This window comes from Bdellovibrio bacteriovorus (genome assembly GCF_001592745.1).
GTDB lineage: Bacteria > Bdellovibrionota > Bdellovibrionia > Bdellovibrionales > Bdellovibrionaceae > Bdellovibrio > Bdellovibrio bacteriovorus_B.
The window spans coordinates 2,117,079-2,135,312 of sequence record NZ_LUKD01000001.1; the positions used below are offsets into that span (position 1 = coordinate 2,117,079).

Annotated in this window: 14 protein-coding genes; 7 read left to right on the forward strand and 7 right to left on the reverse strand. The window is 46.4% G+C overall.

The features are described from left to right. Positions 1–54: 54 nt before the first annotated feature. Positions 55–1,299 (reverse strand): NAD(P)/FAD-dependent oxidoreductase, encoded by a 1,245-nt coding sequence (locus AZI87_RS10145; protein WP_063206419.1) that lies wholly within the window; start codon positions 1,297–1,299, stop codon positions 55–57. A gap of 86 nt (positions 1,300–1,385) precedes the next feature. After that, the gene (locus AZI87_RS10150; protein ID WP_063206420.1) at positions 1,386–2,309 is read right to left on the reverse strand and encodes an alpha-ketoglutarate-dependent dioxygenase AlkB; all 924 of its coding nucleotides are present in this window, start codon (positions 2,307–2,309) and stop codon (positions 1,386–1,388) included. 104 nt (positions 2,310–2,413) lie between these two features. Between AZI87_RS10150 and rfaE1 the strand changes: the two genes are divergently transcribed. The 3 genes from rfaE1 to AZI87_RS10165 are packed head-to-tail and all read left to right on the forward strand — an operon-like array spanning position 2,414 to position 5,451. Continuing rightward, positions 2,414–3,442 carry a D-glycero-beta-D-manno-heptose-7-phosphate kinase gene (rfaE1, locus tag AZI87_RS10155; protein ID WP_063206421.1) on the forward strand — a complete coding sequence of 343 codons (1,029 nt, stop codon included), beginning with the start codon at positions 2,414–2,416 and terminating at the stop codon, positions 3,440–3,442. A gap of 55 nt (positions 3,443–3,497) precedes the next feature. Then, positions 3,498–5,024, forward strand: a complete 1,527-nt coding sequence (locus tag AZI87_RS10160; protein WP_172795512.1) for a phospholipase D family protein — start codon at positions 3,498–3,500, stop codon at positions 5,022–5,024. Between the two features lie 49 nt (positions 5,025–5,073). Then, positions 5,074–5,451, forward strand: coding sequence for a DOPA 4,5-dioxygenase family protein (locus AZI87_RS10165; protein WP_063206423.1), 378 nt, complete (start codon positions 5,074–5,076; stop codon positions 5,449–5,451). On the opposite strand, the gene AZI87_RS10170 is transcribed toward AZI87_RS10165, so the two are convergent. The 4 genes from AZI87_RS10170 to AZI87_RS10185 form a co-directional block, all read right to left on the reverse strand. Next, on the reverse strand, positions 5,444–7,018 hold the full coding sequence (locus AZI87_RS10170; RefSeq protein WP_063206424.1) for an exonuclease domain-containing protein: 1,575 nt from the start codon (positions 7,016–7,018) through the stop codon (positions 5,444–5,446). The two genes, AZI87_RS10165 and AZI87_RS10170, sit on opposite strands and share 8 nt — an antisense overlap. Then, positions 7,015–9,381: an ATP-dependent DNA helicase gene (locus AZI87_RS10175; protein WP_063206425.1), complete on the reverse strand. Its 2,367-nt coding sequence runs from the start codon at positions 9,379–9,381 to the stop codon at positions 7,015–7,017. Before AZI87_RS10175 ends, AZI87_RS10170 begins: the two co-directional genes overlap by 4 nt. 2 nt (positions 9,382–9,383) lie before the next feature. Next, positions 9,384–10,460 carry a PA0069 family radical SAM protein gene (locus AZI87_RS10180; RefSeq protein WP_063206658.1) on the reverse strand — a complete coding sequence of 359 codons (1,077 nt, stop codon included), beginning with the start codon at positions 10,458–10,460 and terminating at the stop codon, positions 9,384–9,386. 138 nt (positions 10,461–10,598) lie between these two features. Continuing rightward, the gene (locus AZI87_RS10185; RefSeq protein ID WP_063206426.1) at positions 10,599–11,795 is read right to left on the reverse strand and encodes an MFS transporter; all 1,197 of its coding nucleotides are present in this window, start codon (positions 11,793–11,795) and stop codon (positions 10,599–10,601) included. A 259-nt stretch (positions 11,796–12,054) separates the two neighbouring features. On the opposite strand from AZI87_RS10185, the gene rlmN reads away from it, so the two are divergent. The 4 genes from rlmN to AZI87_RS10205 all read left to right on the forward strand — a co-directional run bounded on the left by rlmN (position 12,055) and on the right by AZI87_RS10205 (position 16,541). Further along, positions 12,055–13,266 carry a 23S rRNA (adenine(2503)-C(2))-methyltransferase RlmN gene (rlmN, locus tag AZI87_RS10190; RefSeq protein WP_063206427.1) on the forward strand — a complete coding sequence of 404 codons (1,212 nt, stop codon included), beginning with the start codon at positions 12,055–12,057 and terminating at the stop codon, positions 13,264–13,266. Between the two features lie 4 nt (positions 13,267–13,270). Then, the gene (locus tag AZI87_RS10195) at positions 13,271–14,179 is read left to right on the forward strand and encodes a PfkB family carbohydrate kinase (RefSeq protein ID WP_063206428.1); all 909 of its coding nucleotides are present in this window, start codon (positions 13,271–13,273) and stop codon (positions 14,177–14,179) included. A 134-nt stretch (positions 14,180–14,313) separates the two neighbouring features. Then, on the forward strand, positions 14,314–15,843 hold the full coding sequence (locus AZI87_RS10200) for a tolA protein (protein ID WP_253696650.1): 1,530 nt from the start codon (positions 14,314–14,316) through the stop codon (positions 15,841–15,843). Then, positions 15,840–16,541: a J domain-containing protein gene (locus tag AZI87_RS10205; protein WP_063206429.1), complete on the forward strand. Its 702-nt coding sequence runs from the start codon at positions 15,840–15,842 to the stop codon at positions 16,539–16,541. Before AZI87_RS10200 ends, AZI87_RS10205 begins: the two co-directional genes overlap by 4 nt. On the opposite strand, the gene AZI87_RS10210 is transcribed toward AZI87_RS10205, so the two are convergent. Next, complete coding sequence (locus AZI87_RS10210) at positions 16,538–18,226, reverse strand: GMC oxidoreductase (protein WP_063206430.1); 1,689 nt, start codon at positions 18,224–18,226, stop codon at positions 16,538–16,540. The two genes, AZI87_RS10205 and AZI87_RS10210, sit on opposite strands and share 4 nt — an antisense overlap. Positions 18,227–18,234: the final 8 nt, after the last annotated feature.

The window sequence follows — 18,234 nt, forward strand, 5'->3', positions numbered from 1 at the left end:
GAAAATGATTTTTGAAAAAAGGCTTTGCCGTGAACAGCAAAGCCTTTTTATTTCTTAGAAACGATTGGCGTCTAGAACTTTCATATCCACAAAAGGTGTTTTGCCTTCGATAAGATCAGAAACCAGAAGACCTGTGCCGGTGCCACTTTGAAGTCCTAACATTTGGTGACCTAAAGCCAGCATCAGGTTTGATATCCTGTCGTGATAGCCAACTAAAGGAACTCCATCAGGTGTGCAAGGGCGAAGCCCCGCCCACAACTCTTGAACTTGAAGCTCTTCGGGCAAATGCAAGAATTCACGCGCCCCTTTTTTAATATTATCGACACGTTTGGGAGTAATAGAAAAATCTTGATCCACAAGTTCTAAAGTTCCAGCAATGCGCAGTGAATTCTGACGGGGAGTGATCGCGATTTTTTTCTCGACCAACATCATCGGATATTGTGGTTGAGTTTCCAAAGGTGGAACAATCATTGCGTAGCCTTTGCCACCTAAAACCGGAACCCGTAGACGCATCATGCGGGCCATCGATTTAGACCAGCTGCCTGTCGCCATAACGACTTGTTTGGCTTTGATTTCACCTAGCGAAGTAACGACTTTTTCAATCTTATTTCCGCTGACGGGAAGATCTTGAAGCGTACAGTTTTCTAAAATTTCTCCACCGTGCGCGCGAATCTCTTTCGCCAAAGCTTGGACCACTTGATAGGGCTCTGCCATCGCTTCTTTTTCGAAATAGACGCCACCTAAAAGTGGTGACTTTAAAGCTGGCTCCATCTGACGAATGTCATCTGAGTTTAAAACCTTTCCGGGAACCCCTAAGTTCTTCACGTAGTTTAATTCTTCGACCGCGGCGGAAACGCCGGCTTCCGTCTTAGAAACCATCAAAAGACCTTTTTGTTGGAAAAAGATCTCGGGATATTTCTGTCCTAGTTTTTCATATTCCGTCAGACTTTTTTGCGACAATACGACCAAGGCATCCACCGCGCGGCGAGCTTGCGTTTCGTTCATCGCTTTCATGAATTGGAAAAGCCAAGAGGCCAAATCCAAAGACAAAGAAGGTTTGATGTACAAGGGGCTTGCGGGATCCAGCAACCACTTCATCGATTTTAAAAGCATTCCCGGCATCGGAAGTGGCATTGCAAAACACGGTGTCATCCAACCCGCGTTTCCGTAAGAACACCCGCGTCCTACCGTGCCTTTATCAATCACACCGACTTTGGCGCCACGACGAGAAAGCTCTGCGCCGATAGACGTCCCAATAATCCCTGCCCCAACAATCAATACATCGAACTCTTTTTGCATGGATCTAATTCAAAGATTTTTCTGAGACAAAAGCAAGACCGGCCACACAAAATGAAGCCGGTGACTAGGGAAGCATTAAGTTTGGTCTAGGTCTGAGGTTTTGCGAGTTGCTCTTTAAAGAATTCTGAGCGCTCAGAAAGCTTTTCCACGTAACCCTGCACATCTTCTTTCACAGTCTCTGGCAGACGTTGAAAAGGAACGACGTGTTCGTCAGGAACATAGCGGAAAGTAAAGTTGATTCGACGAGTTTCAAAATTTGAAATCTCATTCAAGGGGAAGAAGTGACCTTCTTTAGTATCCACACGTTGTACACGGTGGAAGAGGTGTTTTTTAAATTTATCTCCTCCAAAAATCTGTAACGAGCGGTCTTCCAACCACTGCTGCAAGATCACGTTGGATTTTGACTCGGTCCCTTTGCTTGAAACAAATTGAAAGAGGGCGCGTTCTCCGAAAGAAATAGAAGCAACGGGTCCGGGCTCGAAGTCTTTGTGCTCGCCGACGCGAGCGCAGTCAATGCGTTTGCCTTCTTCTGTGATCTGATTGCCATAGTAATTGATAAGGCACGTATTTAGGTGCCAGCCTCGCGGAATGTCGCGCGGTTCAAAGCTTTCGTGAACCAAGGCTTCAATTTTTTGCACCAAATATTCCAAAACTGGCGGGTAAGCTTCGGCTTGAACGCAGCGGTTATAAATTCCTTTTGGGGGGTGATAGTAGTTCAGGCAAGCAAACTGCCAGTTTCCTAGCCAGTAAACGGGACGCAGCAAAGGGCGCTGCTTCTGGTTTTCCGGGGGAGGATTGTTCTTAGAATAGCGCATCTCCCAAATCGGATAAAGAGTGGCTAAATACTTAAGGATTTCTTCTTTTTCACGGGGGCTGATGTAGCCAGTTTTATACACCAGACCTCGCGCCGGAGCCTTCTTCTCGGAAGAAGGTCGCGTTGCAGAAAAGGCACCCTTTTGCGGAGGTCGCGAAGGTCCTTTACCGAAGAATTTTCCTTTGGATTTTGTCATGGGATGTCCATACCATAGCTAAGGGCTCATGGCCAACGAGTGAGTGATAAGAAGGTGACAGGGCCCCTGGCTTCCGTTAAAACCAAGGCCTGAAGGATGAAAAAATGACAACACCTGTAAAGGCGACCGTAGGTCCGCAAGAAAAAGAACTTCTGATCAATCAACTGCCTCTGATGAGAGGTAAAAGAATCCTCATTATCGGCGACGTCTGCGTTGATGAATATGTCCTGGGTGAAGTTCGTCGTATCAGCCCTGAAGCTCCGGTTCCGGTTTTGGAAGTAGAGCAAGAAGACGTGCGCCTGGGAATGGCGGCGAACGTCGCTCAAAACGTCTGCAGCTTGGGTGGACAAGCGATGTTGGTTTCGGTGGTCGGCAATGACACCGGCGCAAATCTTCTTCGCGATCTTTGCGCTAAAAGCGGAGTGAGCTCTGAATTTCTTGTTACGGATACATCTCGTCCAACGACACGCAAAACCCGTGTGATGGCAAAGCACCATCACTTGGTGCGTGTGGATTACGAAGTTCGTTCCAGTCTTTCTGCGGAAGTCGAAGCCCAAATGATCCACATGGTGGAAAAGAATGTTGAAGACGCAGATTGTGTGGTTATTGAAGATTATAAAAAAGGCGTGATCTCTCGCAACGTCATCGAAAAGGTTGTCGCGATTTGCAAACAAAAAGGCAAACGCGTTCTCGTCGATCCACACAAAACTTCGTCGGGTCCTTTCTATCAAGGTGTGGATTTGATCAAGCCAAACTTTGATGAAGCGGTGACTCTTGCCGGAATGGATTTTGACGATCTTCGCAACAATCCAAATAAAGTTGTTGAGGTGGGTCGCGCTCTTCAAAAAATCACGGGTGCAAAAGAAGTTGTTCTGACTCGAGGAAAAGATGGAATGACGATCTTCTCTGGCGATCACATCACGGAAGTGCCAACGTATGCGCGCAAAGTTTTTGACGTGACTGGAGCAGGGGACACGGTGATTGCGGCTCTCTCTTTAGGTTTGGTGTCTGGTCTTTCGTTGGTTCAATCATGCATGCTCGCGAATTTCGCTGCCGGTGTGGTTGTCGGCAAAGTCGGCTGCGTGCCTTGCGAGATCCCAGAGCTTAAAGAATACATACAAACGGCTCACTGAGCGGTTTCAAATGACATATGGCTCTGAACTCTGCAAGTGGCATAAACTGATGAATATGAAACTTGTAGTTTTTGGGGCCTTTCTGTTTTTGGGCGTTTTAACAAGCTGTCAAAGCATACCCAAAGATTTCAAGGCGCCTGAATCCCATTATATAAAAAACACGGAACAGACTTGGTGGGCAAAAACTCTGGCTGCCGAGATTAAAAAGCACCCGGATCAATCGGGTTTTATTCCTTTGGCGTCAGGGCCTGATGCTTTTGTCGCGCGCCTGGCCTCTGTTCGTAAGGCTGAAAGAAGTTTAGATATTCAGTATTATATCTGGCATGACGATCTGGTGGGGCGCATGCTTATGCACGATGTTTTGCAGGCCGCAGATCGCGGTGTTCGGGTGCGCTTATTGTTGGATGATCTGAATATTGGTCAGTATCAAGATACCTTATTGGTGTTGGATTCCCATCCTCTTATTGAAGTGAGGATGTTCAACCCTTTCGCGAATCGTAAACTTCGGTTTTTAGATGCTTTTCGCTTCAGTCAAGTCAACCGACGCATGCACAACAAAGTTATGATCGCCGATAACCAAACGGCCATCTTAGGTGGGCGCAATATCGGTAACGAGTATTTCACAGCCAGTGAAGAGGAAAACTTCGGTGATTTTGATGTATGGTGTTTCGGTCCCGTTGCGGAAGAAAGCTCTCAGTCCTTTGATCTTTATTGGAATAACAAACTGGCCGTGCCGATTCCTGTTTTAAACAAGCGCGAACTTAAAAACCCGGAACTCGCAGAGCTTCGTCAAAACTTGGCAAGCGCGAAAACTGAAGTGCAAAATTCTAAATATGGTCAGGACTTAGAAAACTCGCGCTTGATGAAGCAGGTCCATGAGCGCGATGTAAAAGCGTTTTGGGGACGCGCCAAGGTCTTTTACGATTCTCCTGAAAAAGTGGAAAATGGCAAAAGCAGTCTAATGCTGAATCAGATCACGGCCCTTCCCATCCGTTCGACGAAAGAAGTCTTTATTGTTTCCCCGTATTTCATTCCCGGAAAAAAAGGCGTCGATTATTTTGCGAAGAAAAGTAAAGAAGGAATCAAAGTCACTGTAGTAACGAATTCTTTAGCCTCTAACGATGTCAGTTTGGTCTTTGCTGGATATAAAAAGTATCGCAAAGGTTTGATTAAAGGTGGTGTCGATCTTTATGAGATCAAACCGAGAATCAATGTTAAAGCACGTAAATCCAAAGTGGCAGGATCATCTGGAGCACGTTTGGGTTTACATGGGAAAGTGTATGTCTTTGACCGTCATGTGATGTTTGTGGGGTCGATGAATTTAGATCCGCGATCGGTCGAGCTCAATTCTGAAATGGGAGTTCTTCTTGAAAACAAAAACTTCGCCAACCAGTTTGTGGACTTAATGACCACCGAACTTCCTGACATTGCCTACCAAGTAACCTTAGAGGGCGGGGACTTGCGTTGGACGACACGCGAAGAGGAAGGCACTGTCACCCTCAAAAAAGAACCTGAGGCTTCCTTCTGGAAAAGCTTCCAAGCCGGATTCTTGGGCCTCTTCGTTCCAGAAAGCCTGCTCTAAACCAAAAAATCTCTGGCACCTTTTAGTTTCTCGGTGTTAGAAGATCTGCATGGAAAGAACTTACAAAGTAAATTCTCAGTTGTTGCCTGAAGGTTTTCCGCGTGAATTCGATGCGCATATTTATTTTTCGAATGAGTCTTTGCAGTTTGCGGCTCAGTTGCGTGAAATGGCGATAAAAGAATTTGCGGGACGTCAGGTCTTTGTTGGGCAGATGATTCCTGAAGCTATCGGTCCCCATCCTGTTCCAATGTTTGAAATCAATTTTCCGTTGTCGCTTTTTACAGACGTCGTGCTTTGGTTGATGAAAGCGCGCGGGGACCTTTCGGTTCTCGTTCACGAACTGACAGGCGATGATCTTTACGATCACACTCAAGCAGCGCTTTGGTTGGGTAAAGAAGTGCCGCTTCTTTACGAACGCTTTAAATAAAATCTATTTTTCGATCTTGATTTCTGAGCTTGTTGAGCTCAGTGAATAGCACCGTCATTCGATCATAAGTATCAATTGAAAGATCTTTCCAAGAGCCTCGTTGTTTTGCAAACGGGGCTTCTGGTTCAACGACTTTTCCATTTTGAATTTTTAAAGTCATCGTCTCTTCAATTTGAATATGCACATTCAGAAGTTTTGTCAGGCGCTTCGTGCGAAGGTACGTGGCGGCCGACCGGATGAAGTGACGTTCGAATTTATCAGCGAGGTCTTCGGGTGTAAGTTCTATTTCTAATATATCCTCTTCGCTGTCTTCGGTCTTAGCTTCAACGGAGGCTTCGGTTTCAGAAACTTCGATTTCTTCCAGCTCTTCCGTTTCTTCTTCCTCTTCCAGTTGGCGATACCAATTTAAGCCCACGGCTAAAATGGAGCGGACTGAAACGAAAGTGTCTTTGGAAAAACCGTGGCGTTCGCAGAAAAGATCAAAGCCCTGTTCTAAAAGGCTTGCATCAATGGGCTCATAGAACATGTTTTCGTTAAAAGACTTGTCTTGCAAAGAAGCGCTTAGCTTTAAGATTGAGTCCAATGCCAAAGCATTTGAAAACGGTCCAATGCAATGATTTTCATCCGCCTCTGTTTGAAAGGAGGTAAAATCCCGACTGAAGAAAGCGAGTTCTCTTCGTCCGGTTTTTAAACTGATATTGTACGGCGGATCTAGACGCTTGATCTCATCGGTTTCTAAGAGTGCAGCCTCCAGGGGGCTTCCCACAGGAGTAACATGAAGGTCCCAGACTTGGGTTAGCATCTCTAGCTTACGAGTGTCGCGATTTTTTTGCCCACGGAAATAACTATTCACGCGATCATGCAAAGATGTCGCTTTCCCGACATAGAGCACCTCGCCCCAGCGACTCATCATGCGGTAGACGCCGGGCTGCTTAGGAAGACTCAAGCGCTTTTCTTTCGGCAAAGGGTATTCGTATTTTACCCGTGCGGCTTTCGGCGTGTCCTGAAGCCACTTCTGCAGCTCTTCAATCGAATGAATTCCTTTTTCGGCCAAAGCTGCGGTTAACCCCTGCCAGATCACTTGGGTGGCCTGGACATGATTAGAAGCGCGCTTTAATTCACCAGACGGGCAGCCAAAATATCCTGCAAGTCCCTTGATTCCGCGAGTGGGCAGGTTCGGGAACAGGCGTTTTGCGATTTCATGGGTACACAGAATTGAAAACGGCATTTCCTCTTGAAGCTTTTCATAGGCATCCAACAGGAAAGGTCGCTCAAATTGGGCAAAGTGAATCACGGCGATGGGATTAGCGCCCAGATTCTTATCAATAAAGCTTTTTAAGTCGGAAAAGACACTGGCAAACGGGCGAGCGGATTCCATATCGTTCTTGTAAATACCTGTGATGAATTGAATGCGACGAGGAACTTCCTCCGCTTGTTCAATCAAGGAGCTTTCAATATGTTCGCTCGCGAGGGAGGCCCAAGCCATTTCAAGAATACTTGCCGTGTCGGGTTTGGCTCCGGTCGTCTGCAGGTCTAAAAATAGCACGGGTGTTTTAAGAAGACTCATACGGGCGTCTCCCAAAACTCTTTAATGTCATTTAAGATTTGACGAGACACGAGTTCTTGCGGGGACTGTGTGAACCAACCCTCGGGCATAGTTTCATAGTAGCTTGTTTGTAAGAAGCGCGAGTCTAACATGACGATCACGCCGCGATCGGTTTCGGAACGAATCACGCGGCCTGCGGATTGAATGGCCTTAGCCATTGCTGGATACACGTAAGCATAGTTAAAGGCATGCTCTTTCCCATAGCGAAGCTCATAGTAAGAACGAATTTGTTCCCGTTCAAAATCAAAATTAGGCAGAGCGGGACCAATGACGAAAGCCCCAATCAACATATCACCCGGAAAGTCGACACCTTCAGAAAACACGCCGCCTTGCACACCCAAGAGTAATGTCGGTTTTTGCCCTGACTTTAATTCATCTAAGTATTCTTGAGTTTGTTTTTGCTTCATCTCGCGCTCTTGAACCAGAATTTGGAAATCTGGCAAAGAAAGTTTTGATTCCACCATGCGCATGAATTCAAAACTTGGGAACAAGGCGATGTAGTTCCCTTTCTTCAGAGCCGTGATGCGCTGAATAGTTTCAACAATCTTTCCCGTGCTGGCGTGACGATCAGAAAACTTCGTTGAAATCTGCGGGATGATCAGAAGTTTGCGGTTCTCTTTTTCAAACGGCGAAGAAAACTCCACCTGTTTTGTTGATTCCGTCGGAAAGCCCATCAGCTCTTGATAGTAAGTGAAGGGCTTTAAAGTCGCCGAGAAGGCCACGACGTTTTTGAATTCTTTGTAGGCCAGCGACAAATGCTCAGAGGCATCACAGCAAGTGATCTTCAGCATTTCAGTGAAAGTGCTTTTCTGATAGGTCTGAAAGAACTCTTCCCCACTTAAAGTCAAAGAGGCCACAAACTCCGACCACATATTCATCATACGCAAGATCGGGTCTTGAGGTAAAATTTCTGTTTCAGACTCTAAGTAAGAGGTCGTCATTTCGCGGACGTCTTGCTCAAGCTCTAAGAAAGGGTCGAGGTCAATAGTCACTTTTTTAGAAACGCCATCTTTGCCATACGAAGAAATCAAACGGCGCGCTCGCTGACACAAAGCCTGCGCTTGCATATAGAATGTCGGAGGCAGGCGAGAAAAATCCTTTTCTAAAAGTGCCAACTGTTGAGTCGAAATACTCGGGGAAAAATAGTCTTGAGCCCGCGATGGCAGATTGTGAGCTTCGTCGATCACGAGGTTTGCTTTTTCTTTCGGCTCTAAAAGTGGTTCGGCCAGTCGACCAATCAAACTTCGAGGTGCGAAGACATAGTTGTAATCACCAATGACGACATCGGCGCGCTCAATAGCTTCTACCGACAATTCAAATGGGCAGACCTGATATTCTTCACCCATCTTTTTTAGTTTTTCACTGTCCAGGCTGCGAAGTCGCGAAAGCTTATTCACGAGGTCGTGTTCAGCGACCTTCTTGTAATAGTCTTTCGCGAACTCACAGTATTGGGGATTGCATAAAGGCTCGGCCTTTAAACACATTTTGCTTTTCGCGGTGATCGTTAAGGAGCGAATTTTACAGCCCTGTTCTTGCAGGCGTTCCACGGCTTCTTCGGCGACCTGATGTTGCGAATTTTTTGGTGTTACGTAAACGACTCTTTGCCCTCGAGGCAAGGCCTCTTTCAAAGACGGGTAAAGGACACCAATAGTTTTTCCCAAACCAGTGGGCGCCTGCACCAATAAAGGGTTTTCGCTTTTCAGATTTTCCGAAATTGTATCAACAAGCTCCCTTTGTCCCTTACGTGGGGATGAAAAGGGAAATGTCATTTCTTCGCCGGCCTTCTGGCGCTTCTTAAACAACTTTTCTTTTTCTTTGGTTTCTTCAACCAATTCTTCAAGACGGATTTTTAACCACGCTTCATAGCCATCTAAATCCAGCTCAATATTTAAATCATGGGATTTGAAGTTGCGTAAAGAAACCAAATGAAGTTTCAAAGTAGGAAACTGGCCTGTTTGTTGAAAATGAATGTAGCCGTAAGTGCGCAACTGCCACACGTAAGGGTGATTGGGCTCTCGCTCTAACTTTGCGCGCAGTTCATCAATGTCAAAGGCCGATTTAATTTCTTCAATCAGACCCGTGGCTTCGACAAAGCCATCAGCTCGGCCCGAGACGACAAATTCATAAGGACCTGCCTCAAAAGAGTGAACTAATTTCTTTTCGGGCGTGTAGCCCGGGTTTTCTCGGACACGCTGACGTTGAATCGTAACATGCACTTCTTGCCCGCTTGTAGGAATCGGGCCATAGCCTGAATGCGTCTCGATGCTACCAACACGAGGCGCGGGCAATGCAAATTGTTTAAGATCCAGGTTTATTTTTCTCATCACTATTCAATATCAAATTTTAGTTGATCACCACGACGCTGAAAGTGCTCGGTGGAGAGATCAAACTTTTTCACATTTAAACCGTATTTGCGAGTATAAAGCTTGAACATTTGCGCCATTTGGTCAGCTCGAGGCCCTTCCCCGCGCATACGCGATCCAAAGTTCGCGTCATTCAATTTGCCGCCGCGTATATCACGCACCGAGTTTAAAACTTTTTCCTTTTTTAACGGCTGATGGACTTCCAGCCACTCTTCAAAGATAGGCAGCACGGAAGAAGGAAGCCGCAATGGCACATAGCCTGCGTACTGAGCCCCCGCGTCTTTTGCTGCCTTTAAGATCGCGGGCATTTCGTGATCATTCAATCCTGGAATACAAGGGGCGACGTTGACGCCCACAGGAACGCCGGCTTTCGCCAAAGTCTCGATAGCTTTAAGACGAGCGGCGGGCCTTGACGTGCGGGGCTCTAAGATCTGAACCAAGTCATCATTCAAAGAAGTGATTGAAAGGAAAACCAAGGTGCCGTTATAAGCGGCCATCTGCGAAAGAATATCGACGTCGCGAGTGACCAAAGCGTTTTTTGTAATTAACGACACTGGATTTTTAAACTCCAACAAAACTTCCAAACAACCGCGAGTCAGCTGCATCTTTCTTTCTAGAGGCTGGTAGCAGTCGGTGATGCCGCTCATTGCAATGACAGCAGGTTTCCACGAAGGCTTCATCAAAGCTTCGCGCAAAAGTTTGGGTGCTTCTTCTTTGACGAAAATTTTAGATTCAAAATCCAAACCTGGGGAAAGGCCCAAATACTCGTGTGTCGGACGAGCATAGCAATACGCGCAGCCGTGTTCACAACCGCGATACGCGTTGATAGAAAATGTGAAGCCGATGTCCGGGCTTTTGTTTTCCGTGATAATCGTGCGTGAAGAATCTTTCAGAACTTCCGTTTTAAGAAGAGCTTTTTCGTCCTCAAGATAATTGTCGAAATCTTCTTCGGTAGCTTCGTATTTGAGTGAGTCGTAACGATTGGTGACGTTGCTACTGGCTCCACGACCGCGGATGTCTTTACGAAATTCACGAGTCATAAGAAGCGAGTATGCCACAGAACCAACGCCCTTCCTAGTCGGCTGGTGAAAAAGGCCCATCCGACTGCGTTGGAAGCCTTCCGCCTTGCGGCTGGACCTTTTTGACCAGCCGATGAGATGTGAGTTTGGTTTAATTTTTTATTTGGCGGGGGCGTGGGTGTCGTGGTGGTGGAAATGTGAGTGTTTTTCTTCTTTGTGGCGTTTGAAGATGGATTTGTAGGTGTTGACCATGAAGAGGGAAACGACGACGAAGACTAGGCCGAAGAGGACGGCTTCGCGGATGCCGAAGAGGTCGGTGAGTTTTCCGATTGCTAAGTGCATGATGATTAACATCATTGAGTCGGTCGCCATCATATACGAAACGGCCGTATCTAAATCTTCAGGGAATTCAGAAGAGATCCATGAGATGGCGAGGGGATAAAAGGGCGCGATCATAAATCCGGTTCCAGTGAGGAATAACGGATGGATGAAGACGCCTCCCAGGATGCAAATCGCGGTTAACACTAAAGACGCTGAAAGCAGAAATTGCGGCGAGCGTTTGAAGTGGACAACGGCGAACAACAATCTTCCAAGCATCATCGCGATAAAGAAATAGGTGACATAGATACTTGCGGATTCCATGTCATAGTTCCAAGTTCTTTGCATGTACAAAGCTAAGCGCGATGAGACCATGATTTCAGCAGCGACCGCCAAACTGAGCATCACAGCTAGGAAAAGTTGGGGCTTAAAGTTTTTCTTTTTATTGGCTTTGTGAGTCTCTGGAGAAAAAGAGGCCTTCGTGTGAAGCGACTTATGACTTGGGTGAAAGGTGTAACCCACAAAAATCATGGGTGCTAATGAGGCCGCAGCAAACGTCCAGCGCCAGCTTCCTGTGATATATTCCATACCGGCGGCCAATAAAGGAGCCATTAAACTTGCTAGGCCATACATCGTGTGAAGACCTGAAAGCATCTGTTGTTTTTTCTGGGGTGTTGAACCCATGGGTACCAGAATATTTGGCACCAAACCTAAGATACCCAAACACAACCCATAGACGAAACTACACACGAGGAACATGGGAAAGATTGGGGATGCGGCTAATCCCCACATGGACAACATTAGACCTACGGCGCCGCCTTGAAGAACACTCAGGCGGTCGTAACGTCGTAACATATATCGACAGCCGTAACTCGCAATAAATCCAGAGATATTGCTTAACGCAAACATCAAAGAACCCATCGAGTCGCTGACTCCGAATTGCTTCAAGATCTCCGGAAAAAGAGGGCCCCTGATATTGTCAGTCAGACCAAATACAAACAAGCTCGCATAAGAGAGAAAAATAAAGGGCCAAATCATGAGACCCACTATAAAGACCGCTCCCTAGGAAGACAAGGGCAACTAATTATGCGGCTTTGGAATAGGTCGTGCCCGACGTGTCTATCGGGCAGGCATAATATGTAGAAAATGCTTGGGAGTCCTGCTCAATTTAGTGAAATCCCTAGGAAATAAAGGGTTGCTATGCTACAAACGGAGCCCACATAAATCCTTAACCAAAGGGACTGACAAGGTCCCAGCTGTAATAAGCATGGCTGTAACAAGCCAAGGAGCCCCGAAGATGGAATTGAATGATGGTGCTAACACCACTCAAGCTAGCGCGCCTGTGAACTATTCTGACGACAACGTCGCAAAACCCCTCGAAAACAAGCCGGTGAACTTCTACTCTCTGACACTAGAGGGCCTAAAGTCTTATCTTAAAGGCAAAGGTAAAGAGCAATTCCGTGCTCAACAAATCTTTAAATGGGTTTACGAGCAACGAGTGACTGATCCGGAACAAATGACGAATCTGTCTAAAGAATTCCGTGCGTCTTTGCCACAAATTCTTTCTTTTGATCTTCCTCCAGTACTGACTCACTTAAAGTCTGTCGACGGAACACAAAAACTTCTCTTTGATATGGGTGGTGGCAACAGCGTGGAAGCCGTCGTCATTCCATCTGAAGACCGTCTGACTTTGTGTATTTCTTCAGAAGTGGGCTGCAACATTGGATGTAAGTTCTGCTTCACCGGAAAACAAAAACTAAAACGTCGCTTGCGCACAGAAGAGATCGTCGGCCAATTCATGCAGGTGCATGATCGTTTGGGTGAAGGTCAACGTATCACGAATATCGTGTTCATGGGGATGGGCGAGCCTTTGGACAATCCAGAAGCGGTTTTCCAAACTATCGACGTTTTACATTCTCCATGGGGCATCAACTTGTCTCGTAAGAAAATCACGGTTTCTACATCCGGTATCGTTCCGGAGATGTGGAGAGTTTCAGAAGCGAAAGTTCGTTTGGCGGTGAGCTTAAACGGCCCGACCGATGAGATTCGTACCCAAGTTATGCCGATCAATAAAAAGTGGAACACAACAGAGCTTTTGAACGCTTGTAAAGAACATTACCGTATCACGAAAGATAAAATCACTTTCGAGTACGTGTTGTTAAAAGGTGTGACGGATCAAATCGAACACGCACGTCAGTTGGTGAAGCTGGTGAAAGACGTTCCGTGCAAGATCAACATCATTCCGTTCAACGAACATCCAGGTTCAGGATATGAGCGTCCTTCAGATGAAGCGGTGGAGGCTTTCCACTCTGAATTGATGCGTCTTGGAGCTCACGTTTTACTTCGTCGCTCTATGGGTCGTGATATTTTCGCGGCTTGTGGCCAGTTAACAAGCCAAGTTCCAAATAAGCCTGTTTCTATGGACATTTCGAATTCAAAATTAGCAGGTCTACCAAAATACAAACGCGAGATGCTAGAAAACTCAGCGGCATCACAACAGGAGCAATAGTTTTATGTCAGAGATTTTAGTCGTTGGAAGTTTGGCTTACGATTCCATTCAAACTCCGTCAGGAAAAGTGGACCGCGCCTTGGGTGGTTCCGCAAATTACTTCTCTTTGGCCGCTTCTTTGTTTTCTAAGGTGCGTGTGGTCGGTGTTGTGGGCGAAGACTATGATCAAGGAGACTACGAGCTTTTGAATTCTCGCGGCGTTGACTTAAGCGGTCTTTCGAAAGTTGCGGGTAAGACGTTCCACTGGGCCGGTTCTTATGAAGGCGATATGAACGAAGCAAAGACGTTAAAAACAGATTTAAACGTTTTTGAACATTTCAATCCGCAATTGCCAGAACACTTCAAAGATTCCTCTTTCGTTTTCTTGGCAAACATTGCTCCGGAATTGCAATTGCAGGTTCTTGAGCAAGTGAAGTCACCAAAATTTGTCGGCATGGATACAATGAACTTCTGGATCTCGATCAAAAAAGAAAAGTTGATCGAAGTTCTTAAGAAAGTGGACCTTGTTCTTATCAATGAAGGTGAAGCAAAAATGTTAACGGGAGCGGCGAATGCCATTTCGGCGGCACCGTTGATCACAGCCATGGGCCCTCAAGCTGTTGTTATCAAACGGGGTGAGTACGGTTTTGCGATGTACACGAAGGAAGAAGGATACTTCATCCTTCCAGCAATGCCGATTCCGACGGTGGTCGATCCCACGGGTGCTGGCGATACTTTTGCTGGCGGCTTCTTCGGTTACTTGGCAGCGCAAAAAGACAAGCCAACATTGGCTCACTTGAAACAGGCCTGCATCATGGGTTCTATGATGGCCAGCCACACGATCCAAGACTTCTCCGTTCGTGCGCTTTCTAAAGTGACTTTGGGCGACGTCGAAAGACGCTTGGCTGACTATAAAAAAGTAATCACGCTTTAAAAAATACCGATTTTCCCAGAGAGTTTTTCGGACTCTCTGGGACTATTGTCCAGAGTTCCTTTTTTCTCTCTAAATCCAACTTAAATCCTGATCAAGACGCGATATCTTATATAGATATGCGTTTAGTTTTGGTTATGAACATTCTGGTTATGTGCGGCCTTCTTTCTTGGAGTTCGCACTCACAAGCTAATGAAGCTGTGCTTTCAAAACAAATTGGCTGGGCGGCCGCGAATATCGAAAATCCGGCGGTGACTGCGGCCTTTAAAACTTCTTTCGAAAAGTTCGTACAGGATCCCGCCAACAAAAAGATTTCGGAATCAAAGGAAGGAAAGCAACTCTTAAGTCAGGGCCGAGGCCTTTTAAATGTTGTCTCCTTACAAGAAAAGCTGAAAAAGTGCGCCGTCAAAGAGGAAGCTTCTCAAGAAGTGCAAAAAGCTTTAATTGCTGCTTTGAACGGCAAAGCCGCGGCAGATCTTTCTAGCTACGACCCGTGCCGCGAACAGGCTCCTGAGTTGCTTTTTGCAAAAGATCTGGTTGAACATCAAAAAGTTCAAAGCCAGAAAAGAATATTATCTATCGCGCAGTCACAGGTGCAGCAGACTCGAAGCTATTGGAAGAATGTGAAATCTCAAGATGCCATTGATACGGCTGTGGAACTGATGGAAAAAGAGCGAGATCTGAAGGACTCTCCTCCGAAAGCCGGTGTTGAACTTCTGTTATATACCCAAGCAATCAAAAAACGATCGAATCGAAATGTCATTACCGGAGCCAACGTTCATTCCGCTCTTAAAGAAGTGGAAGGGGAACTGGACAAACATCAAAAGTATCTTGAGGATCTGGCTAAGACCTCTTCAGACGAAGCTTTGCAACAGTTGGTCGTCAGTAATCCCGCAGCCACCGCGCAATATATGTTAGAAAATCCTGAAAGCTACGAACTTCTTTGTCGCTCTTTGCAGAGCTATGATGAAGGTGTTTCTAAGAAAGCATTTATCGACAAGGCCGTTTTTTGGGGTGGTCTTGTGGTCGGCGGTGTTTTACTTGCGACCGGCATTGGTGCGGGTGTCGGGGCCATGGTGGTTTCTAGCGCAACGGCGGCATCTGCTTTAACAACGGTCGCTGCCGGGGCTGCTCTAGCGGGGACAGTGACTGCTGGTGGAGAAGTTTTGTATTCTTCTTCTAAGTCTCATTCTTCATTTATCGAAGCTCAAACTTTAAGGTCTGCAGGTTTTTCAGAGGCGTCGTCATCGAACATGAAACGCGCGGATCAGGCGACCGAGAGGGCCTATGACGAATTGGCAGAGGCTGGCTTTTCCGCCGTCTCTATCGTGCCGCTTGGCGCCGGATTTAAATATATGAAAAATGCGGCGGCGGCATCTAAACTGGGATCCGCAAGCAAAGTGGCCTCGGAGGGCACTAAGGTCGAAAAAGAAACTGTCCAAGCCTTGTCGGCCTCACTCAAAGAAATCTCGTCTGACAAGAAGGCTCTGAAAGTTTTAGAGGATTCGTCAAAGCAAGTCAGCTCGGAAGAAATGGGCACATTCTTAGGGTATCTTTCAGATCTTCCCGCACAACAGCGCAAAGAGGTTTTAGATTTGATTAAAGAAAAACCGGATCGCGTCGCTAAATCCATTCGTGAATCCACTCAGTCCGGAGTTTGCCGATGAGAATTAGAAATATTATTCTTCTATTAAGTCTGACATTTTCTTTTCAAACTTATGCTCAAACAGTGGAAGAGGCGAAACGAATACTCAATAGGAACACATCTCTTTACGATGTTTTAGGTGTTGCGCCGAATGCCTCTGATGCGGACATTAAGAATGCGTATCGGCGTTTAGTGCGCACTTATCATCCGGATCGCTTTCAAGGCGACCCCGTTAAATCGCAAGTGATGAGCCAGGTTACGGCGAAACTTAATACCACGCGCGACACATTGATGGATTCAAGTCTGCGTAAGCGTTATGACAATACATTAAAAGCTTCCGGAAGATATAACACGACTTCGTCGTCGACAGCGACGAAAACAGAAGCTCCTGCTTACAAGAAATATGATTTCGGCACCGTTCATCCCGAAGAGCCAGTAAAGAAAAATCAAGAGCCCCCCAAACAAAGTGCGGAACAGCCTAAGGCCAGCGAAAAAGCGAATTCTCAGACCGAAGAACCTAAGAAGCCGACTTCATCTGCAAAAACATCTGTCAATGAGCCTTCAACGACGACAAGAGTCTCTTCGACTCCAGCGACGAGTTCGAACCCTCCGGCGAACCGGGCGACCTCGGCAGAGGCCGCTAGAGCGACGAAACTTTATAATGACGTTCAGAAATGTTCCGGCGGATTTTATAAAGCTTTTGTCGATGTGATGATCTAAGCTTCCATTTCTTCCCGGATCTTAGTGATGTGCTTTTCGGGAATTTGCTCAGCGATATATTCAGCCATCGCGGCAATAGTTAAAGAAGGGTTGGTTCCCGTTGAAGTGGGAAGGATGCTTCCATCGACAACATAAAGTCCGGGATAACCAAACACTTCGCCTTTTGTGTTCACGAAACCTGTTTGCTCTGAATCACCCATAGGGCACCCACCCAAAGGATGCACCGAAATTACTTTTTTTAAGTGAGTCAGTGGATTTTCGACGTAAACTCCATCAACCATCTCGGCCAATCTTTTCATCTCGGAACGAATGCGCGTGAAGTGGACCTCGCTTTCGTCGATCTTCCAGCGAATCAATGCCTGATCGTCATCGCGCAACTGGATTTCGCCGTCGGGTTTATCCCGACCCATGCCTAAAAGAACCAGGCAACGTTTGGTAAATTCAGCTCGGTCGATGCTTTTTGCCATTTCGTCGCCGATGTTGATCTGATCGTGACCGGAAATTTTTAGGACTTTAAAAATGTACTTTTTAACATGATGAGCAGCCATTGTGGCTAAACCCGCAAACCCGCTGAACTGAGGCACCTTGCCGGACAAAAACCAAGCAAAACCCACCGGGTATCCCGCCTCTTGTATAAACATTCCGTGAGGATATCCATCTGCATAGTCATTGTATTTATACTCGATGGATCCGGTGATAACGGGGCCGTTAGTTCCGTCAACATTGTGTTTGGATTTAAAGATCAAAGAGATGAAATCCCCGTTGCCACTCCATCTTTTTCCTAACCATTTATTTAGAAGTGGCAAGTGACCATATCGTTTCATCTTTAAAAGTAATGAAGTAGAACCCAAGGAGCCTGCCGCCAGCACGACATTTTTTGCCGTGAACCTGTTTTCCTGCATTGGGAACTCAGGGATCACGTAGGTTACGATGTAGTGATCGTCTTTCTTTTCGATTTTTGTGACTTCCGCGTGAGTGCGAACCTCTGCTTTGTAAGCGGCCTCCTTCAGGTTTCGCGCCCGGAAAAGATAATTTAGATCCAAGGTGTTCTTTGCGTGGATATTGCATCCAATGTCGCAGTCACCGCATTTATTACAACGAGATTGAAGAGCACCGTGAATATTCCGGGTTTGATGTCCCGGAAATTTTCCTTCAAAGCGCACGGCAATCGGAGGGAATACCATCGTCGGTTTTTCAGTCGTTCCTAGTGGGGCTGACATTTCGTCGGCAAGCTTTTTCAGCAAGGTCGTTTTAGGTGTGTTGCGGTAATAAGGATGTGTGTCGTACGGATAGGGTTTTGCTTCCATCATATTTAGAACACGATCATAGTAGGGCTCTAGCATCTGGCGACTGATGTTGCCGGGCCAACCTTTAAAAAACTCTTCGGGCATTTTATATAAAACATTCGCATAGATCAGGCTGCCGCCACCCAATCCGCTGGAGGTGATCGTCATCACGTCACTTTCCGGAGTGTCGCGAACTTCCATCAGTCCATATTTATTATCGATGGGGTCCCAGAACATGTTCTTGCGAATTTCATGTGGACGTCGCGGGAACTCATGCATTTTCCATTCACGACCTCGCTCAAGCAAACAAACTTTATAACCTTTTTCAACAAGTCGGCACGTCATCACGGATCCGCCAAAGCCAGACCCGATCACGATATAGTCATAGTCGTACTTCATTTAATTCC

Coding starts and splice junctions, on each gene's coding strand:
- rlmN (WP_063206427.1), top strand. CDS start 12,055: ATGGAATTGAATGATGGTGCTAACACCACTCAAGCTAGCGCGCCTGTG.
- AZI87_RS10185 (WP_063206426.1), bottom strand. CDS start 11,795: ATGATTTGGCCCTTTATTTTTCTCTCTTATGCGAGCTTGTTTGTATTT.
- AZI87_RS10205 (WP_063206429.1), top strand. CDS start 15,840: ATGAGAATTAGAAATATTATTCTTCTATTAAGTCTGACATTTTCTTTT.
- AZI87_RS10170 (WP_063206424.1), bottom strand. CDS start 7,018: ATGAGTCTTCTTAAAACACCCGTGCTATTTTTAGACCTGCAGACGACC.
- AZI87_RS10195 (WP_063206428.1), top strand. CDS start 13,271: ATGTCAGAGATTTTAGTCGTTGGAAGTTTGGCTTACGATTCCATTCAA.
- AZI87_RS10210 (WP_063206430.1), bottom strand. CDS start 18,226: ATGAAGTACGACTATGACTATATCGTGATCGGGTCTGGCTTTGGCGGA.
- AZI87_RS10145 (WP_063206419.1), bottom strand. CDS start 1,299: ATGCAAAAAGAGTTCGATGTATTGATTGTTGGGGCAGGGATTATTGGG.
- AZI87_RS10175 (WP_063206425.1), bottom strand. CDS start 9,381: ATGAGAAAAATAAACCTGGATCTTAAACAATTTGCATTGCCCGCGCCT.
- AZI87_RS10150 (WP_063206420.1), bottom strand. CDS start 2,309: ATGACAAAATCCAAAGGAAAATTCTTCGGTAAAGGACCTTCGCGACCT.
- rfaE1 (WP_063206421.1), top strand. CDS start 2,414: ATGACAACACCTGTAAAGGCGACCGTAGGTCCGCAAGAAAAAGAACTT.
- AZI87_RS10180 (WP_063206658.1), bottom strand. CDS start 10,460: ATGACTCGTGAATTTCGTAAAGACATCCGCGGTCGTGGAGCCAGTAGC.
- AZI87_RS10165 (WP_063206423.1), top strand. CDS start 5,074: ATGGAAAGAACTTACAAAGTAAATTCTCAGTTGTTGCCTGAAGGTTTT.
- AZI87_RS10160 (WP_172795512.1), top strand. CDS start 3,498: ATGAAACTTGTAGTTTTTGGGGCCTTTCTGTTTTTGGGCGTTTTAACA.
- AZI87_RS10200 (WP_253696650.1), top strand. CDS start 14,314: ATGAACATTCTGGTTATGTGCGGCCTTCTTTCTTGGAGTTCGCACTCA.